Source organism: Sediminimonas qiaohouensis DSM 21189, assembly GCF_000423645.1.
Taxonomy (GTDB): Bacteria; Pseudomonadota; Alphaproteobacteria; order Rhodobacterales; family Rhodobacteraceae; genus Sediminimonas; species Sediminimonas qiaohouensis.
This window is the reverse complement of record NZ_AUIJ01000004.1, coordinates 23,550-49,254: the sequence shown is the minus strand read 5'-3', so window position 1 is coordinate 49,254 and position 25,705 is coordinate 23,550. Positions and strand designations below refer to the sequence as shown.

The following is a 25,705-nucleotide window of genomic DNA, read 5'->3' as shown; positions in this document are numbered from 1 at the left end:
ATCTAGTCAAAGCTCTTGCGGATCAAGGAACCGGCGCCATGCTCGGTGAATAACTCCAGCAGGGTGCAATTGGGCGCGCGCCCATCCAGGATGACAACCGCACGAACACCGCCTTCTATCGCCGCAAGCGCGGTCTCGGTCTTGGGGATCATGCCGCCGGCAATCACGCCCTGTTCCGTCATCTCGCGGATCTGGTCGGCGGTCAGGTCGGTCATGACCTCGCCCGCGGCGTTTTTGACGCCCGCGACGTCCGTGAGCAGCAACAGCCGATCGGCCTTGAGCGCGGCGGCAATCGCGCCCGCGGCCGTGTCACCGTTGATGTTGAACGTCTCGCCATGCCGCCCCGCGCCCAGCGGTGCAATCACGGGGATTATCCCGGCATCGAACAAGGTATGAAGCAGCGAAGGATCGATCTCCGACGGCGTGCCCACAAGGCCCAGCCGCGGATCGGTCTGATCACAGGTAATCAGATGCGAATCCTTGCCCGACAGCCCGATCGCCCGGCCCCCCTGATCGTTGATGGCCTGCACGATCCGCTTGTTCACACGCCCCGACAGGACCATCTCGACCACATCCATCGTGGCCTGATCCGTGACCCGTTTGCCGTCCACGAATTGGGATTCGATCTTCAACTGATCCAGCATCGCGTTGATCATGGGACCGCCGCCATGAACCAACACCGGGTTGACCCCAACCTGACGCATCAAGACGATATCGCGCGCAAAGGTTTCCATGGCGTCATCATCGCCCATGGCGTGACCACCAAACTTGATGACCACGATCGCACCGGCATAGCGTTGCAGATAGGGCAGGGCCTCGGACAGGGTCCGGGCGGTGGCGATCCAATCGCGGTTCATTTTTTGCGTTTTCATCCCTTGTTCCTTTGGGGCGCATCCCGTGTTAGCGGGTCGCGCGCGCGCTGCCAAGGGTGCTCATCCCATCGTGGCGATGATGCTGCGCAGCGTCGCGATCCCGTCGCCCTTTTCGCTTGAGGTCATCACGATCTCGGGAAACGCGGCGGGATGTGTGGCCAGTGCCTTGCGCACCTGTGCCAGAGTGGCCTCGCGGTCCGATTGCTTGACCTTGTCCGCCTTCGTCAGAACGACCTGGAAGGTCACGGCGGCGCCGTCCAGCAGGCTCAGTATCTCGTTGTCGACGGGTTTGACCCCATGGCGCATGTCAATAAGCACAAAGGCACGGCGCAGGGTCTGCCGGCCCGACAGGTACTGCTTCAACAGGCGCTGCCATTTCTCCACGACGGCCACCGGCGCGTTCGCATAGCCATACCCGGGCAGGTCCACGAGGTAATGACTATCCGCCAATGTGAAAAAGTTGATCTCCTGCGTGCGCCCGGGGGTGTTGGATGCCCGCGCCAGCCCCTTGCGACCGGTTAGCGCGTTGATAAGGCTTGATTTTCCAACGTTCGAGCGACCGGCAAAGCATACCTCGATACGATCGGCGGGCGGCAGGCCGGACATCGCGACCACCCCCTTGAGGAAGTCGGTCTGCTGCGCGAACAAGAGCCGCCCCGCTTCGATGCTTGCCGGGTCGGGATCAGCCACAAGAGGAAACGGCAGTTCCATTTACCACCTTCCAGCCGTGCGCGGCGCAGCGCTACCGTGGATCATTCTTTGTCCTCGTCCGGTTTCTTGCGGAAGCTTGAGATAATATTACCAAACACGTTTGGCTTATAGCCATGACTGCGCATGATCAGGTACTGCTGCGTGAACGTGATGGTGTTGTTCGCGATCCAGTACAGGACCAGGCCACTGGCAAACTGGCCCAGCATGAACATGAACACCCACGGCATCCACGCAAAAATCATCGCCTGCGTCTTGTCCGTTGGTGCCGGGTTCAGCTTCTGCTGAAGGAACATCGAAATACCCAGCAGGATCGGCAGCACGCCAAGCGACAAGATCGCAAGGATCGAATTCGGGTCCGGCGGCGCGAAAGGCAGCAGCCCAAACAGGTTGAGGATCGATGACGGATCCGGCGCGCTCAGATCGCGAAGCCACCCGATCCAGGGCGCGTGCCGCAACTCAAGCGTGACAAAGATCACCTTGTAGAGCGAAAAGAAGATCGGGATCTGCAGCAGGATCGGCAAACAGCCCGAGGCCGGGTTGACCTTTTCTTTCTTGTAAAGCGCCATCATCTCTTGCTGAAGCTTCTGGCGGTCGTCCCCGGCGGATTTCTTTATCTCCTCCATCTTCGGCTGAAGCTCTTTCATCTTCGCCATGGAGGCATAGGATTTGTAGGCAAGCGGGAACAGGATCGCCTTGATCAGCAGCGTCAGCGCGATGATCGCCCAGCCCATGCTGCCCGCGATTCCCATGTCCGCCATCGTCGCATTGAGCCAATGAAGAACCGCGAAGATCGGTTTGGTCAGGAAGAAAAACCAACCCCAATCGATGGAATCGAGGAACTTCTGTACGCCGCCCCTGTTCTCGTACTCGCGGATGGTGGCCCATTCCTTTGCACCCGCGAACAGGCGCGTTTGGGCCGTGGTCGACGCGCCCGGGGCGACGGTTTGCGTGGGAAGAACTGCCTCGGTCTGGTAGGTGTCGCCGGCCTGGTCGTACTTGGCGACGGCCTTGAACGGGCTGCCCGGCTCGGGGATTAGCGTGGTCATCCAGTAGTGGTCGGTAAACCCGATCCAGCCATTTTCACTAACCTGTGTGACGTCGGCGCGCGCCCCTTCACGATCATTGTAGGCGAAATCGGGCATATCCGAATAGCCGGTCTCGGTCAGTTCGCCATCGGACATGGCGATCAGGCCTTCGTGCAGAATAAAGAAATTCTTGAGGTTCTCCGGCTCGCCATGGCGGGTCAGGATGCCGTAGGGCGCCAGTGTCGCGGTTTGGTTGCCGGTGTTCTCGACTGTTTGCGTCACCGTGAACATGAAGTCGCGGTCGATGGCGATTTCGCGCTTGAACAGCAGGCCGCTGCCGTTGTCCCACATCAGCGTGACAGGGGAGTTCTGCGTCAGGACATCGCCGTTTTGCACGCGCCACTCGGTGTTGGCGCCGGGCACCTGGTCCAGGGTGACGCCCGCGCCCGGGGCCCAGCCATATAGCGCGTAATACGGGTTTTCGCTGCCCAGCGGCGATAGCATGTCAACGATTTCCGCGCCCGGCTCAAGCGTCTTGCGGTAATCCTTGAGCGAAAGCTGATCGATCCGCCCGCCGATCAACGAGATCGAGCCAGAGACGCGCGGTGTGTTGATCTCGATGCGCGGGGCATCTTGTGCCGTGGCAACCTCCTGCGCCCCGGTGGCCGCGGGCTTGTCAGCCGGTGCCGATGGGGTGCCGGCCGGGGCTTGCTCTGCCGTGTCCTCGCCTTGAACGCTTTCTACCGGGGCGTTGGGATCCGTCGGCGTGGGTTCCGGCGGCGGGAACAGAACAAACCAGATCAGGATCACTGCAAAACTAAGCGCCGTTGCAAGAATGAGGTTTTTGTTCTGGTCATCCATTTCGGGTGCTGCCTGTCCTGTCCAAGGTCAGGCCGGTTCAACAGAGTGTGCCGCCAAACGTCAAGCGGAATATCGAAAAACAAGGGGCTTTGAAGGTGCATCAAGCGCGATTCATCCCGTTGCGCGGCCAATCCCCGTGGGTTGCCCGAGTTTTCGCTCATGGTGCCTGACCCAGTCGGCTGTTTGATCAAGCGGCATCGGACGGGCAATGCCGAAACCCTGGACGTGGCGGCATCCCAATTGCGCAAGAACCGCGTGCTCTCCCGTGGTCTCCACGCCTTCGGCAAGGGCGTCGAGGCCAAGTTGATCGGCCATCGTCAGAATGGCGGTAATCATGCGCTGTTGCTTGGCATCGCGATCGACACCCGCGACGAAGGATCGGTCGATCTTGATTCGCGACACCTTGAACCGCCGAAGCGATGCGATCGATGCGTGTCCCGTGCCGAAATCGTCAAGGTCGATGGTACATCCAAGATCGGCCAAGGCATTGATGTTGCGCGTAACCACGTCACTGCCCGAGGGGACGACAACGGTTTCCAGAACCTCCAGCGTCAGTCGCCCGGGCGACACGTCGAAGCGGTCCAGCTCCCACGCGACACGGTCCGCCAGCGTCGGATTGCTCAGTTCCGCCGCCGACAGGTTCACCGCGACGCGGGGTACTTTGACCTCCTCGCGATCCCAATGCTTTATCGCTTCCATGGATTGCCTCAGGATCTCATGCGCCAACCATTCAAGGTTGCCGGACTTCTCGAGCACGGGAAGAAACACCGCCGGGGGTATGATACCCTGAAACGGATGCTGCCACCGCGCGAGCGCTTCAAAGCCGCTGACGCGCCCGGTATCGGTGCAAAGCTGCGGCTGAAACCACGGTCGAAACTGCCCCGCCTCAAGCCCCTGCGCGGCTTCGTCGCACAGGTCGCTCGCAACTGTCGCCGGCGCGGGCTGCGTGCCGGTGTGGGCGCGTATCGCCGATGGGCCATTGCGGCGCGCATCAGCCAAGGCCGCCCGCGCCGCCTGCAGCAGGTCCGCACCGTCGTCGCCGGGGTTTCGCGACCCAAGGCAGAACCCAACCGACCAAGACGACGAGACCGCCGTCGCATCGACCGACACGGGCTCTTCCAACGCAGATTGCACGCGCGCCGAAAGCTGTATCAGCGTCTCTAAATCGAGGCGGGGCACCGGGGCGAGGGCGATGGCCGTTTCCTCGTCTGCGACCGCGAACACCTGATCGCCCTGCCGCAAGACCCCGGGCAGGCGCGAAAGGCACCGCTCGGTTACCGTGTCGAGGATGTCGCCGCCATAATTGCGGCGCAGGTGGTTCGCGTCATCCATCGCAACCACAAGGCAGGCCGTCGCCTTGCGGTCGCGGGCCGCGTTTTGAATGGCATGATCGAGGGCGTGCGCCGCACACTCCGGGTTGCCGCCCAGCGCCGCCGCCTCGTCTTCTGCGGTCTGGCTGAAGCTGCCGACCAACGCATAGAGCGCGGGCAAGCCAAGCGCGGTCGCAAGCAGCCACGCCTCCCCCCCGAACCAGAACGCCCCCAGCGATAGCGCCGGCATGAAGGCCAACACTTGCGGCCCGGTCAATGCGGCGGCGAGATACCGGCGCGAACGCCCCATAGGCGGGTTGTAGGTACCCTTCATGAACACGACCCCCAAGATGTCATTCAGGGAACGCTAGAAGGGCACTATCAACGAGGGCTTAACGCAAGTTCGGTATATCCGCTGACTTTTCCTCAAAATCACCGGGTTTCAGGGTCAGGCCCGCAAAATCGAATAGCTGGGGATCCAACAGGTGCGACGGGCGCGTGTTCATCAGCGCCCGAAACATGACCTGCCGGCGGCCGGGGCTGTTCTTTTCCCACCCGTCGAGGATTTGCTTGACCTGCTGGCGTTGCAGCCCGTCCTGCGAGCCGCACAAATCGCAGGGGATGATCGGATACCCCATCGCGCGGGCGAACTTGTCGCAATCGGCTTCGGCGACATGCGCCAGCGGTCGGTAAACGAACAGGTCCCCCTCCTCGTTAACCAGCTTGGGCGGCATCGTGGCCAGCCGCCCACCGTGGAAAAGGTTCATGAAGAACGTCTCCAGGATGTCGTCGCGGTGATGGCCCAGCACCACTGCCGAGCACCCCTCTTCGCGCGCTATGCGATAGAGATGCCCACGCCGCAGTCGCGAGCATAGTGCACAAAACGTGCGCCCCTGCGGGATCTTGTCCATCACGACGCTATAGGTGTCCTGATACTCAACCCGGTGGGGCACCTCCATCTGCTTGAGGAACTCGGGCAACACCGTGGCGGGAAACCCCGGTTGTCCCTGATCAAGGTTGCACGCCAGCAAATCGACCGGCAGCAGCCCACGCCATTTCAGCTCATATAAAATGGCAAGAAGGGTGTAGCTGTCCTTGCCGCCCGACAGGCAAACAAGCCATTTCGGGCGCGGCCCATCGGTATCGCGGTGGGCTGCGCGATCGACCATTCCGTATTGATCAATCGCCTCGCGCGTTGCTTGCACCAGCCGTTTGCGCAGCTTCTTGAACTCGGTGCTGCGCGGCGCACCGTGAAACAACGGATGAATGTCGTCGCCCTGGTCGAGCATCTATGCCTCCTTGCGGCATCATGTGCGGGTCTGGCCCAATGATCAACGCTTGTCCGGGCCGCGCTTCTTGTCGGGGACCGGGTCATACCCCTGACCGCCCAACGGGTGACAGCGCCCGATGCGCCGTGCAGCCAGCCACGCCCCCTTGAACGCGCCATGCTTTTGCAAGGCTTCCAACGCATAGGCGCTGCAGGTCGGCTGATAGCGGCAGCCATGCCCGACCCATGGGCTCAGGAGCAGCCGATAAGCCCGCACCGGCAGGGCCAGGACATGGGCGAGGGGGGTCATGACGATGCCCCATGCAGCTTTTCAAGCGCGCGCACCAGGTCGGCGCGTAACTGCTCGAACGGGCATTCGGCGGTCACATCACGGCGCCCGATCAGGACGTAATCCCATCCGGGGCGCCCGTGCACAGGTAGCTCAAGGCGGGCAACCTCGCGCAGGCGCCGCTTGGCACGGTTGCGCGCAACCGCGTTGCCAACCTTTTTCGAACAGGTGAAACCGACGCGGATGGCATTCGAGTCTTGGCCCGCCTCTTCGGCCTCGCCGCGTTTGCGCGCCTGCACCATCATGCCCGGGCGTCCCTGGCGCGTGGCCCGTGCGGCCCGCAGGAAATCGGCCCGCTTTCGGATGGTCCACAGACATGCGGAAACCGCCGGGGGCACGTTCCCTCGACTGGCGCTGCCATTCGTGGGGGCCTCCGGCGGTGTCATTTCCGTATCCGAACCGATAGCGGCGTTTACGCGCTCAGCGACTTGCGGCCACGGGCGCGGCGTGCGTTGAGGATCTTGCGGCCGGCCTTGGTGGCCATGCGCGCGCGAAAACCGTGACGGTTCTTGCGAACACGGTTCGAAGGTTGAAAGGTGCGTTTCATCGCTCCGTCTCCAGATAATATGGCCGTGGCGCGCGGATTCGCCCTCAGCCGGTAAACTTGAACCCGTCCTATAGGCGGCGAATTGGCATAAGTCAAACGAGCGCAGATGGTTTTTGCAACAAATTCCGCCCACGCACCCGCGCAATGTTTCAGTATCGCACACAAAGGCCGTGATCGGATCACCTTGGATCAACGCAGCGTGATGGCCCTATTATCCCGGTGCGGAACACCGCATGTTCCACGTGACGCAGCACAGGACACGCGCACCGATGCAAAACCGACAAAATACAGACGCATCATCACCCCTTGCAAAGGGGGCATGGCGGCGCTTGCCGTTGATCGTTATTCTCGTGGTTGCGGTGATCGGCGCGGTCGTCCTGCGCGACCATATTACCTTCGAGGTCTTGCGCGAAAACAGGCTGGCCCTGCTGGCGTTTCGCGATGCGCATTACCTTCTGACGGTCGCGATTTTCATGGCCGCCTACATCGTGATCGTCGCTTTTTCCCTGCCCGGCGCCACGATCGCCACACTGACCGGCGGCTTCCTCTTTTCCACCTTCCCGGGCGTTGTTTTCAACGTTGGCGCGGCAACTTTGGGCGCGATCTGTATCTACATGGCGGCCCGGTGGGGGCTTGGCGACAGGCTGGCGGCGCGCATGAATGCAAGCTCTGGAACCATCAAGCGAATCAAGGAAGGCATCGATGAAAACCAATGGTCGATGCTGTTCCTGATCCGGCTTGTTCCGGCGGTGCCGTTCTTTGTCGCCAATATCATCCCGGCCCTTGTCGGGGTCAGCCTGCCGCGCTTTGCCGTCTCCACGTTTCTGGGCATAATTCCCGGCGGGCTTGTCTATACCTCGGTGGGGGCGGGCCTGGGCCAGGTGTTTGCACTGGGTGAAACGCCGGACCTCGGTATCATATTCGAGCCGCATATCCTGCTGCCAATCCTGGGGCTGTGTGCGCTTGCGGCGCTGCCCATCTTTATCAAGGCCCTGCACGGGCGTAAGGAATTGTAATGACGCAAATAAAGACGGATCTCCTGGTGATCGGCGCCGGCTCGGGCGGGTTGTCCGTGGCGGCGGGCGCAGTGCAGATGGGCGCCGATGTCACCCTTCTGGAGGGGGGCAAGATGGGGGGCGATTGCCTCAATTACGGGTGCGTTCCATCCAAGGCGCTGCTTGCGGCTGGGCACGCAGCCCATGCCATGCAGGCGGGTGGCAAACTGGGCGTGAACCCTGTCGATCCCACGGTGGACTACGCGGCCGCCAAGGACTACGTCGCAGGCGTAATCGGCACCATCGCCCCGCATGACAGCCAAGAACGGTTCGAGGCCCTGGGTGTGCGTGTGATCCGTGCCTATGGCAGTTTCGTCGGCCCGAAACAGGTACAGGCAGGCGAGTATTCCATCACCGCCCGCAGGATCGTGATCGCGACAGGCTCTTCTCCGCTGGTGCCGCCGATCCCGGGGCTGGACGGGGTGCCATACCTGACCAACGAAACCCTTTTCGATCTGCGCGAGCGGCCCGATCACCTGTTGATCGTTGGCGGCGGCCCGATCGGGATGGAAATGGCACAGGCACATAGCAGGTTGGGCTGCAAGGTCACGGTGATCGAGGGGCTCAAGGCGCTTGGCGGCGATGATCCCGAAATGGCCGCGCTTGTGCTGGATCGGCTGCGCGGCGAAGGGATCGAGATTGCCGAAAATGCCATGGTCGAACAGGTCCGCGGCAAGGCCGGCGCGATCACGGTAACGGCCAAGGACGGGCGCGAATTCAAGGGCTCGCACCTTTTGATGGCCGTTGGGCGCCGCGCCAATATCGACAAGCTGGACCTCGACAAGGCCGGTATCGCCAGCACCGCCGCCGGTATCACGGTGGACGCCCGTTTGCGCAGCAACACCAACCGGCACGTCTACGCGATCGGGGATGTCGCGGGGGGGCTGCAGTTCACCCACGTCGCCGGATACCAGGCGGGCCTGATCATACGTCAGGCGGTTCTGGGCCTGCCGGCCAAGCAAAGCACCGCGCATATTCCATGGGCCACCTATACCGATCCTGAACTGGCGCAAGTCGGCCTGACAGAGACACAAGCGCGCGAGAAATTCGGGGGCCAGGTCGAGGTGGTTCGCTTTGACTACGCCGAAAACGACAGGGCTACCGCGATCAATCAGCGCGAGGGCCTGATCAAGGTGATGGTGGCACGCGGGCGCCCCGTCGGGGTCAGCATCGCAGGGCATCAGGCGGGCGAGCTGATCGCGCTGTGGTCGATGGCCATAGCCAACAACATGAAGATGTCCCAGATCGCGGCGATGGTGGCGCCTTACCCGACCATCGCCGAAATCAACAAGCGTGCTGCCGGTGCCTATTTCTCGCCAAGGCTGTTTGATAACCCTATGGTGAAACGTGTCGTCGGTTTGGTCCAACGCTGGCTACCGTGACGCAATGCCCACGCGGGAGGGGATATGGTCAATACTCTATCAGGGCGCTTTCTGATCCTGACCGTCATCTTCGTGATGCTTGCCGAGGTGCTGATTTTCGTGCCGTCAGTGGCCCGCTTTCGCGAGGATTACCTTCTGTCGCGGCTCGAGCGGGCGCAGATCGCGTCGCTCGCGCTTTTGGCGGACGACATGATATCGCCCGACCTGGAAGAGGAATTGCTGCGCAACGCCGAGGTGTTCAACGTGGTGTTGCGCCGCGACGAGGCCCGTCAATTGGTGTTGTCGGCCCCCATGCCGCGCCCGGTGGAGGGCACCTTTGATCTGCGCGGGGCAGGGGCCTATACCCTGATCCGCGATGCGGTTGCCTGCCTTTTCGACCCGGAGCCAAGGGTGATCCGCGTGATCGGCAACCCCGTGCGCGAGGGCGGATCGCTGATCGAGGTGACGATGGAGGCCCTGCCGCTGCGAAGTGCGATGATCGATTATGGCTTGCGCATCCTGCTGCTGGCGGGGGTGATATCGATCGTGACGGCGGGGATGCTGTTCATTGCGGTCAGTCGCTTGTTGGTCATGCCCATTCATCGCGTCACCAGCGCCATGACAAGCTACGCCGCCAACCCCGAGGATGCGCACAAGATTATTGAGCCCAGTTCCAACATCGCCGAGCTGCGCGAGGCGGAAGAGGCGCTACAAACCCTGCAAACCGAACTGACCAGTGCGCTGAAGCAGAAGGAACGCCTTGCCCAACTCGGCAGTGCGGTCGCAAAGATCAGCCATGATTTGCGCAACATCTTGACCAGTGCGCAACTTTTCACCGACCGGATCGAAGCGTCGGAGGACCCGGGCGTCAAACGCCTCGCGCCCAAGCTGGTGGGCTCCATTAGTCGAGCGATGCACCTGTGCGAATCGACCCTCGCCTTCGGCAAGGCCGAGGAAGCACCGCCGCGCCTGACGCGCGTGGCGCTTTCGGAACTGGTGGAGGACGTGCTGGACAGCGAGCGATTGTCCATCGGGGACGAGGATGTCAGCCTCAGTGCCGATATCCCCGCCACAATGGTTGTGCGCGCCGATAGCGAGCAGTTGCACCGCGTGCTGTCAAACCTTGTGCGCAACGCGCGTCAGGCCATCGCGCAAGCCGGCAGTGAAGGGGAGATCTCCGTTGCCGCTCAGGAAGATAACGACAATTGGATGATCCACGTAAGGGACACGGGGCCGGGCCTTCCACCGAAGGCGCGCGAGCATCTTTTCATGCCTTTTCAGGGGGGCGCACGCAAGGGCGGCACCGGCTTGGGGCTGGTGATCGCGCAAGAGCTTCTGCGCGGCCATGGCGGCGCTCTGGAGCTGGAGCGCAGCGATGAAAACGGCACGTCCTTCGTCCTGACCCTGCCAAAATAGAAGGCGAAACCGACATGTTCCAAAGGGAACGGAGATTTGAGAAATCTCCAGGATTTATCCCTTGCATTGCCCCGGAGCAGAGTCTAAACCCCGCCCTCACGGACCGATAGCTCAGCTGGATAGAGTACCTGACTACGAATCAGGGGGTCGGGGGTTCGAATCCTCCTCGGTCCGCCATCAAATTCAAACACTTGGCGAAAAGCACTGCAGGCGAGTTGGAACGCGTTGGAACGAACCGCTCCGCGCGTGCCGTTTCGATGGGCCCTTGCACCAACGCCTAGCACCGGACGCGCTCCATCTTCGGGTCCAGAAGCGGCTTGAGCGAGGCGGTCGCGTTGATCCGCTGCCCGGCGATCTCGATCTCCCACGCGCCGGTGTTCACGATCTCGGCCGTCAACGGCACGTCGGATTCGGCAAAGCCAATGCCCACGGCACCGCCCAGCGTGTGCCCGTACGCGCCCACCTGGATATATCCCACGGGCGCGCCGTTCAGATAGATCAGCTCGTTGCCATGCAGTAGCGGCGCGGGGTCCAGCAGCAGGAATTGCAGCATCCGCCGTTTCGGCACCCCGGCGCCCTTGATAGCAGTCAGCGCATCGCGGCCGATGAAACCGCCCGGCTTGTCCAGCTTCACGGCAAAGCCCAGCCCCGCCTCGATGGGATTGTCGGTGTTGTCCACATCCACGCCGAAGTCGCGATATGCCTTCTCCAGCCTAAGCGATGACAGCGTCTGCATCCCCGCGTTGCGCGCGCCCAGATCGCGACCGGCCTCAATCAGCAGGTCATAAACCTGAACCGCGTGCAGGGTAGGCACGTGCAACTCCCATCCCAGCTCACCCACATAGGTCACGCGCAGCGCCAGCACCTCGTAAAAGCCCACGTCGATATGCCGCGCCGACATGAAGGGAAAGCCATCATCGGACAAATCCGCCTCGCTCACCTTTTGCATCAGGGCCCGCGCGTTCGGGCCGTGCACGTTGATCTGGGTGACGCCGGGGGTGACATCGCTCAGCGCGACGAACTCGTCCGCGCGGATGTGGCGGCGCATCCATGTCTCGGTGTGGCCGTGGCTGTTTTCGCCGACAACGACGATGAACTTGTCCTGCGCCAGGCGCGTCACGGTCAGGTCGGCCTCGAAGCCGCCCCGCTCATTTGTCCATGCGGTATAGACGACGCGCCCCGGTTCTACGTTCACTTCGTTGCAACTGATCCGGCTGAGCAAGGCGCAGGCATCGCGCCCTTGCACAAGGAACTTGGACATCGCGGACATGTCCATCACGATCACGCCTTCGCGGGCCGCGCGGTGTTCCTCGGCGTGCCAGTCGAACCAGTTCTGCCGGCCCCAGCTATAGCGCTCGACCTCGGCCTGATCGGGCGTGGGCGCGAACCAGTCGGGCAGCTCCCAGCCGTGGCTTTCGCTGAAATATGCGCCGGCCGCCCTGAGGCGCTCATGCAGCGCCGATTGCTTGAGGCCGCGCGCGGTTCGGAAGCTCTCATTGGGGAAATGCGCGCCAAAGCTCTTGGCCAGCAGTTCCGGCGTCCGCGCGCGGCGAAAGGCGGGGGTGTTGTGGCTGCCGTCCGCGAAACGATCGGCGTTGAACGCCGTGTGATCGACCGGGCAATGCCCGTCCACGATCCAATGCGCCAGCGCCATGCCGATGCCGGGGCCGTTGAGAATACCCAGCGAATTCAACCCCGCCGCCACCCAGCAATTGCCAAGGCTGGGCGCCTCGCCCACCAGCGGCGCAAGGTCCGGGGTAAAGCTTTCCGGCCCGCAAAACAGCTTGCGCAGGCCCGCATTGGCCGCCGCCGGCACCCGCTTGAACGCGGCCTCCAGGTGGGGTGCAAGGCGGTCCCAATCCGGCTCGATCTCGCCAAACGTGAAATTCTCGGGGATCGCGTCGATGTGCCATGGCGCGGCGTCCGGCTCGAACAGCCCGACCAGTAGCCCGCCGGTCTCCTCGCGGAAATAGGCCCAACTGTGCGGGTCCTCCACCAGCGGAAGATCGCGGGTGCAGCCCTCCATCGGTTCGGTGATGAGGTAATAATGCTCGGCCGCCTGCAGCGGCAGGTTAACCCCCGCGCGCGCGCCGATCTGGCGCGACCACATGCCCGCCGCGATGACCACGTGATCGGCCGCGATGCAGCCCTTGTCGGTGCGCACGCCGACCGCGCGGCCGTCTTGCGTCAGGATGTCATGGGCGCGGGTATCCTCGATAATGCGGGCGCCGCGGTTGCGCGCGCCCCGGGCCAGCGCCATCGTCGTATCAACCGGGTTGGTGCGCCCCTCCTGCGGATACCAGAAGGCCGCGATCGTGTTCGAAAAATCGCCGATGGGAAAGCGCTCTGCCGCCTCGGCGGGGGAAATTTCATGCACCTCGATGCCGAACCGGCTCATGAATGCGGCGCCGCGGCGCATCTCCTCCAGCCGCTCCTTTGTGTCGGCCGGTTGAATATAACCCGGCTGCCGAAACCCGGTGGCCTGGCCGGTCTCGGCCTCGAGCCCGGCAATCAGGTTCCTGCCATAGGTATAAAGCTCGCACTCCCATTCGCTGCCAAGGACGGCGGGCACGATCTCGCCGGCGGCGTGCCACGTGGTGCCCGATGTTAGCTTGTCGCGCTCCAAAACGATCACGTCGGTCATGCCAAGACTGGTCAGGTGATACGCCAGGTTGCAGCCGATCGAGCCCCCGCCGATGATGACAGCCTGCGCATGCGTTGGAAGAGGAGTGTTCATGAGATGGCTTTCCGTTGCTAGATTCGATGTCTTGTCAAAGGCTAGGATTGACCGGACCTAAAAATCAAGTCATTGATTGAATGACTATTCAATGAGGCGCGACTATGCCCCGAATAAAAAACCAGAAAACGACCAGAACCGCGTCGCCGGAAGTGCGGAAAAATCAGCTAATCGATGCCACGATCATCTGTATCGCAAAGCATGGGATCTCGGGCACCACGCTGCATGACGTGACCAGACAGGCGGGCCTGTCGATGGGCCTCGTGAACTTTCACTTCAAAAGCAAGGACGCCCTGTTCGAGGAAACTTTGATGTCACTCGCGCAGGAGCATCGCGCGCTTTGGATGCGCGCGTTGGAGCGCGAGGAGCTGAGCGCCGCAGACAAGTTGCGCGCCATGGTTGATGCGCAGTTCCATCCGCGCATTTGCAACCGCAGGAAACTGGCTGTCTGGTTCGCGTTTTTCGGAGAGGCCGCGCACCGCAAATCCTATCGCGCCAGCTCGTCCCGGTTCGACATCGAGCGGCAAGAGCTTAGCGCCGAGCTGTGCCGCCTGATCATCGCGGACGGGGAGTATCGCGGTGTCGATGCGCGGGGCGTGTCGCAGACCCTTGAGGCGCTGTTCGACGGGTTCTGGCTGAACATGCTGATGTACCCGACTGATTTCCGCCGGGAGGACATGGCGCAGCGGGTGCTTGCCTATCTCGGCGCGGTGTTCCCGGACCACTTCGACGGCCAGTGAGATAGGCCGGGGCCCGTGGTCCGGGGCAGGGCGCGTGCCTAGCCGGGCGCGGTTGCGCTGTCGTCGGGCGCCGCCGCGCCGCCGTCTTCCATGCGCAGGTAACGCTCCAGCTCATCGCGGATGTCCTGTGACAAAGATCCGGCATGCAGGGTCCGCGCGTAGAACAACGTGAAATATATGACCTTCAGTGTCGTGACCGCGCGTTCGAACACCGCCGCGACGATCTTGCCAAGGAAAATCGCGACCAGCACCGGTAGCCAGTTGAACTCGGTCGTTGCCGTGATCGGCAACCAGTCCAGCACCTCGGGCGGTAGAACCTCACCAACCTGCCCGGCATGGAATGCCGCCGGGAATATCCCCGACAGCCAGGTGCCCAGAACGACACCGCCCAATCCCAGCAGCACGTAGATCGGCGCAAAGATCGTCACGACGACGCGCCCCAAAATGTCGATGCCGAACACCCCCATCAGGGTCTCGGGCACGTTGTCCCTGGCCGAGCGTATCTTGCCCATCGCGTCGCGAAACCCTACGCCGTCGATGGCGAAGGCGGGCAACAGGAAATGGTTCACCAGATCCCAGCCCTCGGTGATCGCCGACAACAAAAGGTTGGTCAGCATCCCGCTTTTGTTGTTGTTCTTGCGCGACGCGATCCACGCCGCCCCCATGTCCAGCAGTGCAAGGCTGCGCGCCTGCGATCGCAGGGTGGCAACATGCTCGGAGGCGTCGGCAAGGCTTCGGTCGCGCCCGAAAGCGGTTTCTGAGACCAGCCAGCTCACCGCCAGCTCTTGCCGGTTGTAATAGAAAAACTTGTAGAGGAAGAGGGCGACAGACAGCAGCAGCAAAACCGTTCCCGTTCCGCTGGCGTCAATTGCGTAGGCCCATATCATCGCAAAAAACACCGTCACCAGGACCGCCGCATATATGGCCATGCGCAGCAGTGGCCGCAGAATGTCGGCATCGCGCCCGATGATCGTGACCGTGTGCTTGAGCAGATAGGCAAGCTGCTTGATGCGCTCCTGTGCGCCTGGACGCCTGAATTTATCCAACGTCTCCTCCCCTCGTTGCATTATGTTTCCCTTTTCCCACTCGCACGGGAACGGCGCGCAATGCAAATTTTCCGTGCAATTGCCCTTGCGGCGTTGGCAATCTCCCTCGGTGCTCACCGAAGGATCGCCGCGTCATCGAAACGCCGTCACGCGCATTGGCACGGGTGGACCGCTGCGTTTTCCTTGCCCCGGCTCATGTCGCGGGTCAGCAAGAAGCCCGACAGCAGCAGCAGGCCGCCCCCCATGATCATGCCGCGCGCGGGAACCTCCGCGAATACGAGGTAGCCCAAGCTTGCCGCCACGACCGGCGACACGATGATATCCACCAGCGCATAAACGTTCGCGTTGATCTGCTTGAGAACCAGCGAGATCCCGAAATAGGCAAAGCCGGTCGAGACAACACCCAGACACATCGCCCAAAGCATCACCGGCAGCGATAGACCCAGCGACGGATAGGCAACAAGCGCGCCGATATCGCCCGGCCCCACCAGGATCAACGAGGGCGAGAGCAGGACCGCACCCGCCGCCATCGACCAGAAAATGTCGTTGCCGGGCTCCTCGCGCCCCTCGTGGCGCATGTAGGTCACCATCGCGGCATAAATCGCCCCATCGCCAAGCGCGACCAGGTTGCCGAACCAGTTGCCCCCCTCCAGCGGCTTGGCCAGGACGATCCCGGCAAGGGCAAGGCCGAAAATCAGGATATAGCTTTTCTTTGCCGGCTCTCCCAGGAACAGCGCCGAGAAGATGAACACGAAGAAGGGCGCCACGCTCCAGAAAACCACCGCGTTGGCAATCGGGACCAAGGTCATGGCGTAGTTGAACACGCTGATTTGCAAGGCAACAAGCGCGCCGATGATGGCCGTATCCTTCAGGTTCCCGCGTGGAAACCTGTGCGGACGATCCGTGGCAAAAGGAAGGGCGACCGCAAGGAACGCCGCCGCAAAGGCCAGCGCATAGAAGGTCAGCGTCTGGATGGGAATGGCGTCCCCGGTCAGCTTGACAAAGACGCCGATGGTGGCTTCGGACAGCGTGATGAGGATCAGCAGCGGAATGGTGTGCATGGTGTGCTATCTTACCTCGGCCCTGTGTCTGCGCGGGGCTGCGCCCGGGCCTTCCAGCACATGTCGCAAACCGGATCCCCGTGCGACAATGTCCGGGCGCGGTGATAATGGCCGCGCTTGCCGTCCCCCGCGATCAGGTCCGCACCGGGCCAATCATACGTGCACCAGCTTTGGCGAAAAGCCTCAAGCATGTCGGGATCGTCCATGTCCTCGGCCAACTGGCGAACGAAGCTTTGCGGCGGGCAGCATGTGAAATGGGTCTCGATGTCATCGCCGGCGCGCTGCGTTTTCACCTCGTAGCCGGGCGCGCCGGGCGCGTGGAACGGAAACACAAGCAGCGCGCGAATGGTCCAGCGCACCCTGCGCCCGGGATCGCGCGTTATCATGCGCACCGGCAAGGACGTCAGCCCAAGCATGCGCCGGTAGACGCGCCACCCCAAATCGGCCACCACGCCGCGCGAGGTCTCGGGCGCGACGCCAAGCTGACGCATGCTACGGTCGGCCGCGGCTGTCCAGACGGCCAGCTCCACCATGACCTGGTTGCCAAGACCGGGCAGCGCTCCGAATTCCGCCTTTAGCCGAAGCGCGCGCGCCTCGGTCTCCATGGCCGCGACGAACTGCGCGATCTCGGGGCCGAGCCACCGGCGCCGGCTTCCGTCCGAAAACACCAACAGACGGCCGTTCAGTTCGCTGCGCGCGGTGCGCGTGACGATCCCGCGCAGGATCCGGCGCGCCAGGCGCAGGCGAAGCGACGGGCGCCACCCCGATCCGCCGGGGGTCCTAATGCCCATCATGGCCGGCCTCTGCTGCTGGCGGTGAGCGGGTGATATCGATCGTCTCGGCGCCCCTTTCGTCAAGGCATCTATCCTCGATCTGTAGCGTGACGAAGAAAAAGCCGTATTGCTCGCGTAGCATGCTGTGCGCGGTCTTCAGCACGGCCTGCGGATCCTGGCCGTCGCTGATCCGGATGTGGCCCGAGAACACGTGCTTGCCGCTGGTAAGCGCCCAGGCATGGATGTGATGGGCGTCCTCCACGCCCTCGATATCCTCCAGCGCGGTCTTGACGTCCGATAGGCTCACCCCTTCGGGCGTCCCCTCCATCAGCAGGTGCATGGAGTCGCGCAAAATCCCCCAACTGGCCCAGACAAGAACAAAGCCGAACGCCATCCCGAGTATCGGATCGATCAGCAGAAAGCCGGTGAACTTGATGACAAGCGCGGTAATGATGATCAGCAGGCTACCGACAAAGGTCTGGATGATATGCCAAAGCGCGCCCTTGACGTTCAGGTTGCTCTTGCTCTGTTTCCAGATCAGGCCGAGCGAGATGAACTCGGTCACCAGTCCCCCGGCGGCCGCCAACAACATCGGACCCGTTGGCAGGTCGATCGGGTGCGACATCCGCATGCCCGCCATGACGATCACGATGATCGCCATGCCCAACAGGAATCCCCCGTTGACCAGCGCCCCGATGATCTCGGCCCGGTACCAGCCAAAACTGCGGTCCTCGTCGGCAGGGCGCCGGGCAAGCCGCGCCGCAATGATCGCCAGAAGAACGCCGCCAACCGCGGAAAAGGTGTGAAACGCGTCCGAAATGACGGCGATAGAGCCGGTCCACAAGCCGATCCCCATTTCGATGACAAAATAGACGCCGGTCAGCCAGGCCGAGATCGCCATTCCGCGCCCGCTTGTGGGCATATGACCGTGATGCGCGTGCGACATACCTCTGGCCTTCCTGTATCAAAGATTGATGCGGCTGAGCCGCAAGGAGTTCGATATGACCGAGACCGAGGACAAGCTCATCGCGGCGGCGGCGATCATCGGCGATAGCAGCAAGCCGATGAACGGATAAAGGATCCCGGCGGCGATGGGGATGCCGGCGGCGTTGTAGGCGAAGGCAAAGAATAGGTTTTGCTTGATATTGCGCAAGGTCATCCGCGCCAGCTTGCGTGCGCGCACAAGGCCCACAAGGTCGCCCTTCAGGAGGGTGATCCCGGCGCTTTCTACCGCCACATCGGCGCCCGTACTCATCGCGATGCCGACATCGGCAGCGGCCAGCGCGGGCGCATCGTTTACCCCGTCGCCCGCCATCGCGATCTGTGCCCCCTTGCTGCGCAGCTCGTCCACAAGGCGTTTCTTGTCTTCGGGCAAAACGCCCGCCCGCACCTCGTCGATGCCAAGTTTTCGCGCTACCGCTTCGGCGGTGCGCTGGTTGTCGCCGGTGGCCATGATGATGGTAAGCCCAAGATCATGCAGCTCCCGGATCGCACCTTCGGTGCTTTCCTTGATCGGGTCGGCCACGGCGATCAGGCCGGCAAGCTGCCCGTCCATGGCCACAAACATGACCGTCTTGCCGTCCTTGCGCATTTCGTCCGCGCGCTTTTCCGCCTCTGCGGGGTCAAGGCCAAGGTCCTCCACCATAGCAGAGTTGCCAAGCGCCACGGGGATGCCGCCAACCGATCCGCGCACGCCTTTCCCGGTGATCGCCTCGAAATCGTCCACCTCTTGCAGGGTCACGCCGCGCGCATGCGCCGCCTGCACGATCGCCTCCGCCAGCGGATGCTCGGAACTGCGCTCAAGCGCGGCGGCATGCGACAGGATCTCATCCTCGTCGCGGTTATTGAGGGCGGTCACATCCGTTAGTTCGGGCTTGCCCTCGGTCAGGGTGCCGGTCTTGTCCACGATCACCGTGTCAACCCGCGCCATGCGCTCCAGTGCCTCGGCGTCCTTGATCAGGACCCCCGCCTGCGCCCCGCGCCCCGCCGCCGTGGTGATCGAGATCGGCGTCGCCAGGCCCAAGGCGCACGGGCAGGCGATGATCAGGACCGAAACCGCCGCTGCGATGGCAAACGCCAGTGCCGGGTCGGGCCCAACCGCGAGCCAGGCGATGAACGCAACAACCGCCACCAACACCACGCTCGGCACGAACACGGCCGCAACCCGGTCGGCAAGCCCCTGGATCGGCGCACGCGAGCGCCGCGCCCCCGCCACCATATCGACGATCTGCGCCAGCACCGTGCCGCTCCCCACTTGCGTTGCCTTAATGGCAAGCGTGCCGTTCTTGTTGATGGTGCCGCCGGTCACGCGGTCGCCCTCGGTCTTTTCAATGGGAACGGATTCGCCCGTGATCATGCTTTCGTCCACTGACGAGCGCCCCTCGGTTACCTCGCCATCCACCGGCACGCTGTCACCGGGGCGAACGCGCAACATGTCGCCCTCGACCACGTTCTCAAGCGGTGCGTCGTATTCCGTCCCGTCGGGCAGGATCCGGCGCGCCGTCTTGGGGGCAAGATCCATCAGGGCGCGAATTGCGTCGCCGGTCCGCTCGCGCGCGCGCAGTTCCAGAACCTGCCCCACGAAGACCAGTGCGATAATGACGACGGCCGCCTCGTAGTAGGTGCCGACGTTTTCGCCCTCGCGGTACTGTTCGGGAAAGACGCCCGGCGCGAATGTCGCGACAAATGAATAGGCATAGGCCGCACCGACCCCCAATGAGATCAGCGTCCACATGTTGGGCGACAGGGTGCGCACCGAGTGCCAGCCGCGTTTGAAAAACGGCTGCGCGGCCCACAAAACGATCGGCGTGGCCAGCACGAACTCGATGTAAACCGATAGCTGGTGCCCCAACCATCCCCGCACGTCCAGCCCCACAAGGCCCCCCATCGTGATGATAACCAGCGGCACCGCCGCCGCCGCGCTGATCCACATGCGCCGGGTGAAATCGGTCAACTCCTCGCTTGGCTCGTCTGACGGCACCAACGGCTCAAGGGCCATGCCGCACAGGGGGCAGCTACCCGGCTCATCGCGAATGATCTCGGGGTGCATCGGGCAGGTCCATTGCGTGCCCGGCGCCTCGGTCCGTTCTGCGTGTTTCGCGTTGCCGGACGCGTAAAACCACGGGTCGGCGTCAAACTTGTCCTGGCACCCCTTCGAGCAGAAATGAAAGGTCTCACCGCCGTATTCGCTCCGGCGCGTGTCGTCGTTCACATCTACTTGCATGCCGCAGACTGGATCGGTTGCCATTGCTTCCCTTTCTATTGTCCCGACTCACCTTGGGGCTTCCAGCAGGTGTAGGGTCAAGGTCGCTTTGAAATGCTATCAAATCGTCAATCCTGATACCGCACCATCGGTTGTGTCAGGATAAGCGTCCCGGACAGCGTGGATGCGCCAAGCTGCCCGAACGGCTGCCAACCGGCCCTGATATGATCGTTCACCTGCTTGGACAGCCTGTCATGCGTGTCGTCCGCGTCGGTTTCCGAATAGAACGCTGATATAACCTTGTATGCCGTGATCTTCGCCATCGCTTTGGTCTCCTCCTCGGCCTGGCTCCGTGATCGCAGCCTAGGGGATGCGGGCGGTTCCATAAAGGCGGAGTGATGAATGCCGGGATTGAACGTCTACCGCGTGGCACGCTCCTGCGGCAGGCGGTGCGGGCGCAGCACATCCCCGTAAGAGCGATTTGGCAGATCGGTTAGGCCAAGCTCTTCAATCCGGCAAAGCGTCGAAGCCCGGTCCGGGTCTTCTATCGCGACCGTCAGCCTGCTGCGGCCCGCAACGGTGGCGCGGCACAGCTCCGCCTGGCACCCGCCTCGGCGAAACACCAGCCGCGCCTTGCGGACCGTCATCGGCACGACGGGCTGCGCGCAGGCGGCCAGGCCCGTCAGCAGATGCGCCGGTGACAGCCCCGCTTCGGCGCGCAATCCCTCGTTTACGCCAAGCGCCTGAGCGATCACCGCCAGCGATTGCCGCGAGAGCGGGAAAGGCGTTGAAACCGGGCAGGTCCAGAACTGCAACAGCCCCATGTCCGGCGCGCGGCGCTTGATCTCAAGGCGTGCACCGCCCCGCAGCTTCAACAGCGTTTGGGGGCTGAACGGCGTGACCAGGTATATGTCGGCGCGCCTTTCCCCGCGTTCAAGTGCCCACCGGCTTTGCAGCCGCGTGGCGGCCCAAGGCCACCCGCGCGGCCAGATGCGGAACTCGAACCGCCCCTGCGGTCCATGGGCGGACGTGGGCGGTGTGCGCACGAAAATTCCTTGCCTCATCGTCCCACCTCCCCTGAAGGGGCAAGCAGATCCTCTGCCGTAATCCCGTCCAGCTCGGCCCGAACAAGGGCTGCGGCCAGGTGCGCAAAGCGCTCGGTCCCGACCATATCGGCAAGGGCCTCCGCAGTATCCGGCAGCCCAAGCCGCCGCGCGGCGTCCCGGGCTTTGCGGTCCAGGAACGGGAAATGCTCTGGCCAGATGATCTGCACCTCCCGGAAGAAGATGTCGGCGCCAACGTCGCCGATGCCCTTGAACGCCTTGAGCCTCGCGCGCTCATCTCGGGGCGCTTCCCCTGCTGCCGCGCGCAACCGGCGCAGATCGCCGCCGTAGTCAGTGCAAAGCCGCTCGGCGGTATCGCCCAGCATCGTCGCGCTGCGCTCATCAAAACGCCCATACCCGGCCTGGTTCAATGCCTTGACGCGATCCTCCCACGCGCTTTCGGCCATATGACCCGCAGTGGTCCACCCCTGATCGGAAAGTGCCCGAGCGGCATCCACCGCGGTCCGGTACGAAATACGCGCGCTCATCAATAGCGCGGCGCAAAGCCACCGAAACAGCGGCGACGGGGTGTTCCTTGCAAGGTCGATTCCCAACTCGTCTGAGAAGAGGCTCCCGCTCCTGTCGAGAAGGGATTGCACAAGGCGTTCCGTATCATAAGACATGCCGGTTCCACCGTTCCGCTTGCCGGGATATTCCCGATTTGGCCAGCGTGGCGGCGACAGGTCAATAACGCGGGTTAAACGGGCCGCGTAGCACGCCCCGGCGTATCGCTATTCCTCGTCAGGGTCCGGGTCCGATCCGCTCACGGCCTCGAACCCCGCGATAACGTCCAGAAGCTCCCGGGTGATGGTTTCCTGCCGCTTGCGCCGGTAGGCCGCGTTAAGCTCGCCCTCTCTTTCCATGATATTCCGCTCGGCGCGCTGCATCGCGGCAAGGCGCGTGGCATGTTCGCTGGCTAGCGCCTCGGCCAAGGCGCGGTATAGGATCACGAAAAGACGCTGCCGCACTAGCCATGACAAAAGCCGCTCGGCCGGCATCCGAAAGAACGGCACGCCCGCGCCGGGCCAGTCGGCACCGGCAAGATCGTTCAGCGTTTGCTCGGGGATCGGCAGAAGGCGGCGCTCGTTCGGCTCGGCGTTGATGCGGCCATTGCGCCGGTTATGCGCCAAGCGAACGCGCGCGATGCCTCGCTCGCGGCTCCATCGGTCGATCTCGACGATCACCTCCTGAACCGTGGCGGTCAACCCCTCCACCGACCCCGGAAGCGCACGGTTCCAATCGCTGCGGTGCCCATCGGCCGCAAGCCGCGCAGACGCCCGCCCGCCGATAACCGCGAGGAACATGGGGCCGCTCGCAAGGCGTTCCGCGCTAAACCGGGCGATCGTCTCGTTGTAGCGCCCGCATAACCCCCGATCCGATCCGATCACGATCAATGCCTCGCCCCCCCGGCCCGGCGCGGTCTGGGGCGGGGACAGGCCGCGCGCGCCGCGATCGCGCAAAAGCGCGACAAGGCCAAGCTCGATCGTGCGCTCATAGCTGGCAAGCGCGGCTTCTGCCTGTTCGTATTGCCGGATCGACACCGCCGAAAGCGCCTTCATCGTTCGCACGATCGTGCGGATGTCGCCCGTCGTGGCAAGCGCGTCGGATAACCCCTCAAGCGTCTCCATCCCGGCCCTTCCCATCCTGCCCAAGCGCGCCGCGCATCGTGCGCAACAGCCTCTCGCGATCTTCGTCTGTCAGCCGCGCACCGCCCGCGATACTATCCACGATCTCGGGCAGATCGTGCAGGACGGCCTCGCGCACCTTTTCTTCGGCGGCTGGCACCTCGTCCCGGCTCAGGCTATCGAACAGGCCCTCGGTCGCCGCCAATAGCACGCCGATCTGCTCGGGCGCGGCAAGGCGCTCATGCTCGCGCTGCTTGAGAACCTCGCGCACCCGCGTGCCCCGGGTCAGCTTGGCGCGCGTCTCGTCATCCATCTGCGTGCCGAAGCGGGCAAAACTCTCCAGCTCCTCGAACTGGGAATACATCAGCCGCAAATTGCCGGTGACTGCCCGAAACGCAGGAAGCTGCGCCTTGCCGCCCACGCGGCTGACGGAAATGCCGATGTCGATGGCGGGCAGGTGGCCTTTGTCGAACAGGTCGGGCGAAAGGTAAATCTGCCCATCGGTGATCGAGATCAGGTTGGTCGGGATGTAGGCCGAGATATTCTGCGCCTGGGTTTCGACCACCGGCAGCGCGGTTAGCGACCCGCCGCCATGATCGCCCCGCAGATGCGTCGCACGTTCCAGAAGCCGCGAATGGATAAAGAAAATATCGCCCGGATACGCCTCGCGCCCCGGCGGCCGGCGCAGCAGCAGCGATAGCTCGCGATACGCGCGGGCATGGCGGGTAAGGTCGTCGTACACGATCAGTGCATCGCGCCCTTGCTCCATGAAATACTCGGCGATCGTGGTGGCGGCGTAGGGCGCGACGAACTGCAGCCCCGGCGGATCATTGCCGCTTGCCACGACGACGATCGTGCGCTCCATCGCGCCTGCCTTTTGCAGGCTCTGCACTACCCGCGCCACCGCCGAGGCGCGCTGCCCGATGGCGCAGTAGATCGAGATGACCCCGCTGTCGCCCTGGTTCAGGATCGCGTTGACAGCGATGGCGGTCTTGCCGGTCTGGCGGTCGCCAAGGATCAGTTCGCGTTGCCCGCGCCCCACCGGGATCGCCGCATCGACTGCCTTGATGCCGGTCTGAAGCGGCACGTTCACCGGCGCACGGTGCATGATCGGCGGCGCGCGCCGGTCAACGGGATGGCGCGCCTCAGCGTCTATCGGCCCCCCGTCGTCAAGCGGACGGCCCAGCCCGTCGATCACCCGGCCAAGCAGCGCCTCGCCAACCGGCACATCGACGACCCGGCCGGTGCGGCGTACCCGGTCGCCGGGCTTGAGGCGCGCGGCATCGCCAAGGACAATCACGCCGACCCGCCCCTCCCGCAGGTTCGAGGCGATGCCCATGATCCCGTGCGGGAAACTGACCAGTTCATCGGCATGCAGGTCGGTGAACCCCCTGACCTGCGCGACTCCGCTGCCGACAGAAAGGACATGCGCGATCTGCGCCATATCCAGCGCGGGTTTGACCCTTTTCAACGCTTGATCGAGTGGCGCAAAGAATCCCTGCTCGTTGTCGATGAAGGATCTCATGTCGCAGACCCCTCCGCTTCGGTCTCTTGGTCGCCTGCGTCACCGCCATCCGCCTTTTCCGTGGCCGGTGCGCGATGCCCCTCGGTATCCAGGATCTCGTCAAGCGCCACCCCAAGCTGCTTGAGGTGCCGCGCCGCCGACCACTCCACGGTCTGCTCGCCGATGATCAACCGCGCGCCCAGAAGGCCCGCTTCGTCGTCTTTGTAGTTTACCGGGATGTCCTGATTGATCGCCTCGCGAAGCGCCCGCGTGATCTTGGTGCGGGTCGCGGGCGCAATCGGGTGGCCGGTCGTGACAACCGCGCTTTCGGCCTCCGCCGCGGCCTCGGCAAGCCTGTCGCGGGTCGCCGCATCAAGCGTCTTGAGACGCGAGAGGAAGGTTTCCGCGATTCGCTCCGACAGATCAGAGCCGGCAAAATCGGCAAGGACCCGTTCCGTGATGTGAAGAACCTGCTGCCCGGCCCGCCGTTGAAGCCGCCGGGCGAAATCGCCGCGTTCTTCCTCCAGTTGCCGCTGCCATGCCGCGCGCTTGCTCTCCATCTCTTCGCGCAACTCCGCGTTCAGATCCCGGCGCAGCTCGGCCGCCTCATCGCGTGCCTGCTCCAGTAATCCCTGCCGTTCCTGATCAAGCGCTGCGCGCTCTTCGCGCAAACGCCTCGCCTCGTCTTCGGCGTCTTCGCGGGCGGCCTTGGCCTCGCTCAGGCGGTCCTCGATCCGCGCCTCGCGGCGGCGCATGGCTTCGCTGATCGGCTGGTACAGGAACCGCTGCAGCAGCCACACCAGGACCAGGAAATTCACGATCTGCGCCGCGACCGTTAGCCAATCAATGCTCACCGGCTCAGCCTCCGGCCGCCTGAGCCGCGAGGTCGATGAACGGGTTGGCAAAGATCAGGATCATCGAAACGACAAAGCAGTAGATCGCGGTGGATTCGATCATCGCCAAGCTGACGAAAAGCGTCCGCGTTATCGTGCCGGACGCGTCGGGTTGCTGGGCGATGGCCTGCAACGCCTGCGCGGCGGCCCGGCCCTCTGCAAGCGCCGGCCCGATCGAGCCGATGGCGATGGTCAGGCCCGCCGTCGCGATCGAGATCACTGCAATCCAAAGGTTTGGGTCCATTGC

At 63.4% G+C, this 25,705-nt stretch carries 25 protein-coding genes and 1 tRNA gene; 5 read left to right on the top strand and 21 right to left on the bottom strand.

The window, feature by feature from the left end:
- Positions 1–2: 2 nt before the first annotated feature.
- The 8 genes from argB to rpmH form a co-directional block, all read right to left on the bottom strand.
- On the bottom strand, positions 3–872 hold the full coding sequence (gene argB / locus G568_RS0105270; RefSeq protein WP_026757042.1) for an acetylglutamate kinase: 870 nt from the start codon (positions 870–872) through the stop codon (positions 3–5).
- A gap of 60 nt (positions 873–932) precedes the next feature.
- On the bottom strand, positions 933–1,583 hold the full coding sequence (gene yihA, locus G568_RS0105265) for a ribosome biogenesis GTP-binding protein YihA/YsxC (protein WP_026757041.1): 651 nt from the start codon (positions 1,581–1,583) through the stop codon (positions 933–935).
- A gap of 41 nt (positions 1,584–1,624) precedes the next feature.
- Positions 1,625–3,469 (bottom strand): membrane protein insertase YidC, encoded by a 1,845-nt coding sequence (gene yidC, locus G568_RS0105260; protein ID WP_026757040.1) that lies wholly within the window; start codon positions 3,467–3,469, stop codon positions 1,625–1,627.
- A gap of 111 nt (positions 3,470–3,580) precedes the next feature.
- Positions 3,581–5,113 carry a GGDEF domain-containing phosphodiesterase gene (locus G568_RS0105255; protein WP_026757039.1) on the bottom strand — a complete coding sequence of 511 codons (1,533 nt, stop codon included), beginning with the start codon at positions 5,111–5,113 and terminating at the stop codon, positions 3,581–3,583.
- A 58-nt stretch (positions 5,114–5,171) separates the two neighbouring features.
- On the bottom strand, positions 5,172–6,068 hold the full coding sequence (gene ttcA / locus G568_RS0105250; RefSeq protein WP_026757038.1) for a tRNA 2-thiocytidine(32) synthetase TtcA: 897 nt from the start codon (positions 6,066–6,068) through the stop codon (positions 5,172–5,174).
- Positions 6,069–6,110: 42 nt separating this feature from the next.
- Positions 6,111–6,356 (bottom strand): membrane protein insertion efficiency factor YidD, encoded by a 246-nt coding sequence (yidD, locus tag G568_RS0105245; RefSeq protein WP_026757037.1) that lies wholly within the window; start codon positions 6,354–6,356, stop codon positions 6,111–6,113.
- Positions 6,353–6,781 carry a ribonuclease P protein component gene (gene rnpA, locus G568_RS0105240; protein WP_026757036.1) on the bottom strand — a complete coding sequence of 143 codons (429 nt, stop codon included), beginning with the start codon at positions 6,779–6,781 and terminating at the stop codon, positions 6,353–6,355. The genes yidD and rnpA overlap by 4 nt, the downstream gene beginning before the upstream one ends.
- A gap of 26 nt (positions 6,782–6,807) precedes the next feature.
- Entirely contained in the window at positions 6,808–6,942 is a 135-nt protein-coding gene (rpmH, locus tag G568_RS0105235; RefSeq protein ID WP_026757035.1) for a 50S ribosomal protein L34, read from the bottom strand.
- A 269-nt stretch (positions 6,943–7,211) separates the two neighbouring features.
- Between rpmH and G568_RS0105230 the strand changes: the two genes are divergently transcribed.
- The 4 genes from G568_RS0105230 to G568_RS0105215 all read left to right on the top strand — a co-directional run bounded on the left by G568_RS0105230 (position 7,212) and on the right by G568_RS0105215 (position 10,951).
- Positions 7,212–7,958 (top strand): TVP38/TMEM64 family protein, encoded by a 747-nt coding sequence (locus G568_RS0105230; protein ID WP_026757034.1) that lies wholly within the window; start codon positions 7,212–7,214, stop codon positions 7,956–7,958.
- Positions 7,958–9,379 carry a dihydrolipoyl dehydrogenase family protein gene (locus tag G568_RS0105225; protein ID WP_026757033.1) on the top strand — a complete coding sequence of 474 codons (1,422 nt, stop codon included), beginning with the start codon at positions 7,958–7,960 and terminating at the stop codon, positions 9,377–9,379. Before G568_RS0105230 ends, G568_RS0105225 begins: the two co-directional genes overlap by 1 nt.
- Before the next feature lie 24 nt (positions 9,380–9,403).
- The gene (locus tag G568_RS0105220; protein ID WP_026757032.1) at positions 9,404–10,774 is read left to right on the top strand and encodes a sensor histidine kinase; all 1,371 of its coding nucleotides are present in this window, start codon (positions 9,404–9,406) and stop codon (positions 10,772–10,774) included.
- Between the two features lie 100 nt (positions 10,775–10,874).
- Positions 10,875–10,951, top strand: a tRNA-Arg gene (locus G568_RS0105215).
- A 100-nt stretch (positions 10,952–11,051) separates the two neighbouring features.
- On the opposite strand, the gene G568_RS0105210 is transcribed toward G568_RS0105215, so the two are convergent.
- A complete protein-coding gene (locus G568_RS0105210; RefSeq protein WP_026757031.1) occupies positions 11,052–13,511 on the bottom strand; it encodes a GcvT family protein in 2,460 nt (819 codons plus the stop codon).
- A gap of 104 nt (positions 13,512–13,615) precedes the next feature.
- On the opposite strand from G568_RS0105210, the gene G568_RS0105205 reads away from it, so the two are divergent.
- Complete coding sequence (locus tag G568_RS0105205) at positions 13,616–14,251, top strand: TetR family transcriptional regulator C-terminal domain-containing protein (protein WP_026757030.1); 636 nt, start codon at positions 13,616–13,618, stop codon at positions 14,249–14,251.
- A gap of 38 nt (positions 14,252–14,289) precedes the next feature.
- Here G568_RS0105205 and G568_RS0105200 read toward each other — a convergent pair whose 3' ends face one another.
- From G568_RS0105200 to G568_RS0105145, 12 genes are all read right to left on the bottom strand, one after another.
- Positions 14,290–15,318, bottom strand: a complete 1,029-nt coding sequence (locus G568_RS0105200; protein ID WP_157084303.1) for a hypothetical protein — start codon at positions 15,316–15,318, stop codon at positions 14,290–14,292.
- Positions 15,319–15,443: 125 nt separating this feature from the next.
- Positions 15,444–16,358, bottom strand: a complete 915-nt coding sequence (locus G568_RS0105195; protein WP_026757028.1) for a DMT family transporter — start codon at positions 16,356–16,358, stop codon at positions 15,444–15,446.
- Positions 16,359–16,369: 11 nt separating this feature from the next.
- A complete protein-coding gene (locus tag G568_RS0105190; RefSeq protein WP_026757027.1) occupies positions 16,370–17,152 on the bottom strand; it encodes a hypothetical protein in 783 nt (260 codons plus the stop codon).
- On the bottom strand, positions 17,139–18,032 hold the full coding sequence (locus tag G568_RS0105185; RefSeq protein ID WP_245582886.1) for a cation diffusion facilitator family transporter: 894 nt from the start codon (positions 18,030–18,032) through the stop codon (positions 17,139–17,141). The genes G568_RS0105190 and G568_RS0105185 overlap by 14 nt, the downstream gene beginning before the upstream one ends.
- 63 nt (positions 18,033–18,095) lie before the next feature.
- The gene (locus G568_RS0105180; RefSeq protein ID WP_051202781.1) at positions 18,096–20,378 is read right to left on the bottom strand and encodes a heavy metal translocating P-type ATPase; all 2,283 of its coding nucleotides are present in this window, start codon (positions 20,376–20,378) and stop codon (positions 18,096–18,098) included.
- An 83-nt stretch (positions 20,379–20,461) separates the two neighbouring features.
- Positions 20,462–20,656 carry a DUF1737 domain-containing protein gene (locus G568_RS0105175; RefSeq protein WP_026757024.1) on the bottom strand — a complete coding sequence of 65 codons (195 nt, stop codon included), beginning with the start codon at positions 20,654–20,656 and terminating at the stop codon, positions 20,462–20,464.
- Positions 20,657–20,752: 96 nt separating this feature from the next.
- Positions 20,753–21,397 (bottom strand): hypothetical protein, encoded by a 645-nt coding sequence (locus G568_RS0105170; protein WP_026757023.1) that lies wholly within the window; start codon positions 21,395–21,397, stop codon positions 20,753–20,755.
- On the bottom strand, positions 21,394–22,059 hold the full coding sequence (locus G568_RS0105165; protein WP_026757022.1) for a hypothetical protein: 666 nt from the start codon (positions 22,057–22,059) through the stop codon (positions 21,394–21,396). Before G568_RS0105165 ends, G568_RS0105170 begins: the two co-directional genes overlap by 4 nt.
- Positions 22,060–22,167: 108 nt before the next feature.
- Positions 22,168–23,064 carry a F0F1 ATP synthase subunit gamma gene (locus tag G568_RS0105160; RefSeq protein ID WP_026757021.1) on the bottom strand — a complete coding sequence of 299 codons (897 nt, stop codon included), beginning with the start codon at positions 23,062–23,064 and terminating at the stop codon, positions 22,168–22,170.
- Complete coding sequence (locus G568_RS18340) at positions 23,051–24,586, bottom strand: alternate F1F0 ATPase, F1 subunit alpha (RefSeq protein ID WP_051202779.1); 1,536 nt, start codon at positions 24,584–24,586, stop codon at positions 23,051–23,053. The genes G568_RS0105160 and G568_RS18340 overlap by 14 nt, the downstream gene beginning before the upstream one ends.
- Positions 24,583–25,419, bottom strand: a complete 837-nt coding sequence (locus G568_RS19670; RefSeq protein WP_051202778.1) for a F0F1 ATP synthase subunit delta — start codon at positions 25,417–25,419, stop codon at positions 24,583–24,585. Before G568_RS19670 ends, G568_RS18340 begins: the two co-directional genes overlap by 4 nt.
- A 4-nt stretch (positions 25,420–25,423) precedes the next feature.
- Positions 25,424–25,702: a F0F1 ATP synthase subunit C gene (locus tag G568_RS0105145; protein ID WP_026757020.1), complete on the bottom strand. Its 279-nt coding sequence runs from the start codon at positions 25,700–25,702 to the stop codon at positions 25,424–25,426.
- Positions 25,703–25,705: the final 3 nt, after the last annotated feature.

Bases quoted from the DNA above. Each gene is read 5' to 3' on its own strand.
- G568_RS0105180 (WP_051202781.1), bottom strand. From the start codon at position 20,378: ATGGCAACCGATCCAGTCTGCGGCATGCAAGTAGATGTGAACGACGAC.
- G568_RS0105210 (WP_026757031.1), bottom strand. From the start codon at position 13,511: ATGAACACTCCTCTTCCAACGCATGCGCAGGCTGTCATCATCGGCGGG.
- G568_RS0105205 (WP_026757030.1), top strand. From the start codon at position 13,616: ATGCCCCGAATAAAAAACCAGAAAACGACCAGAACCGCGTCGCCGGAA.
- G568_RS0105160 (WP_026757021.1), bottom strand. From the start codon at position 23,064: ATGGAGACGCTTGAGGGGTTATCCGACGCGCTTGCCACGACGGGCGAC.
- G568_RS0105175 (WP_026757024.1), bottom strand. From the start codon at position 20,656: ATGGCGAAGATCACGGCATACAAGGTTATATCAGCGTTCTATTCGGAA.
- yidD (WP_026757037.1), bottom strand. From the start codon at position 6,356: ATGACCCCCCTCGCCCATGTCCTGGCCCTGCCGGTGCGGGCTTATCGG.
- G568_RS0105185 (WP_245582886.1), bottom strand. From the start codon at position 18,032: ATGGCGATCTCGGCCTGGCTGACCGGCGTCTATTTTGTCATCGAAATG.
- G568_RS0105170 (WP_026757023.1), bottom strand. From the start codon at position 21,397: ATGAGGCAAGGAATTTTCGTGCGCACACCGCCCACGTCCGCCCATGGA.
- yihA (WP_026757041.1), bottom strand. From the start codon at position 1,583: ATGGAACTGCCGTTTCCTCTTGTGGCTGATCCCGACCCGGCAAGCATC.
- G568_RS0105190 (WP_026757027.1), bottom strand. From the start codon at position 17,152: ATGATGGGCATTAGGACCCCCGGCGGATCGGGGTGGCGCCCGTCGCTT.
- G568_RS0105200 (WP_157084303.1), bottom strand. From the start codon at position 15,318: ATGCAACGAGGGGAGGAGACGTTGGATAAATTCAGGCGTCCAGGCGCA.
- G568_RS0105225 (WP_026757033.1), top strand. From the start codon at position 7,958: ATGACGCAAATAAAGACGGATCTCCTGGTGATCGGCGCCGGCTCGGGC.
- G568_RS0105165 (WP_026757022.1), bottom strand. From the start codon at position 22,059: ATGTCTTATGATACGGAACGCCTTGTGCAATCCCTTCTCGACAGGAGC.
- yidC (WP_026757040.1), bottom strand. From the start codon at position 3,469: ATGGATGACCAGAACAAAAACCTCATTCTTGCAACGGCGCTTAGTTTT.
- G568_RS0105230 (WP_026757034.1), top strand. From the start codon at position 7,212: ATGCAAAACCGACAAAATACAGACGCATCATCACCCCTTGCAAAGGGG.
- argB (WP_026757042.1), bottom strand. From the start codon at position 872: ATGAAAACGCAAAAAATGAACCGCGATTGGATCGCCACCGCCCGGACC.
- G568_RS18340 (WP_051202779.1), bottom strand. From the start codon at position 24,586: ATGAGATCCTTCATCGACAACGAGCAGGGATTCTTTGCGCCACTCGAT.
- G568_RS0105255 (WP_026757039.1), bottom strand. From the start codon at position 5,113: ATGAAGGGTACCTACAACCCGCCTATGGGGCGTTCGCGCCGGTATCTC.
- rnpA (WP_026757036.1), bottom strand. From the start codon at position 6,781: ATGACACCGCCGGAGGCCCCCACGAATGGCAGCGCCAGTCGAGGGAAC.
- ttcA (WP_026757038.1), bottom strand. From the start codon at position 6,068: ATGCTCGACCAGGGCGACGACATTCATCCGTTGTTTCACGGTGCGCCG.
- G568_RS0105195 (WP_026757028.1), bottom strand. From the start codon at position 16,358: ATGCACACCATTCCGCTGCTGATCCTCATCACGCTGTCCGAAGCCACC.
- G568_RS0105145 (WP_026757020.1), bottom strand. From the start codon at position 25,702: ATGGACCCAAACCTTTGGATTGCAGTGATCTCGATCGCGACGGCGGGC.
- rpmH (WP_026757035.1), bottom strand. From the start codon at position 6,942: ATGAAACGCACCTTTCAACCTTCGAACCGTGTTCGCAAGAACCGTCAC.
- G568_RS0105220 (WP_026757032.1), top strand. From the start codon at position 9,404: ATGGTCAATACTCTATCAGGGCGCTTTCTGATCCTGACCGTCATCTTC.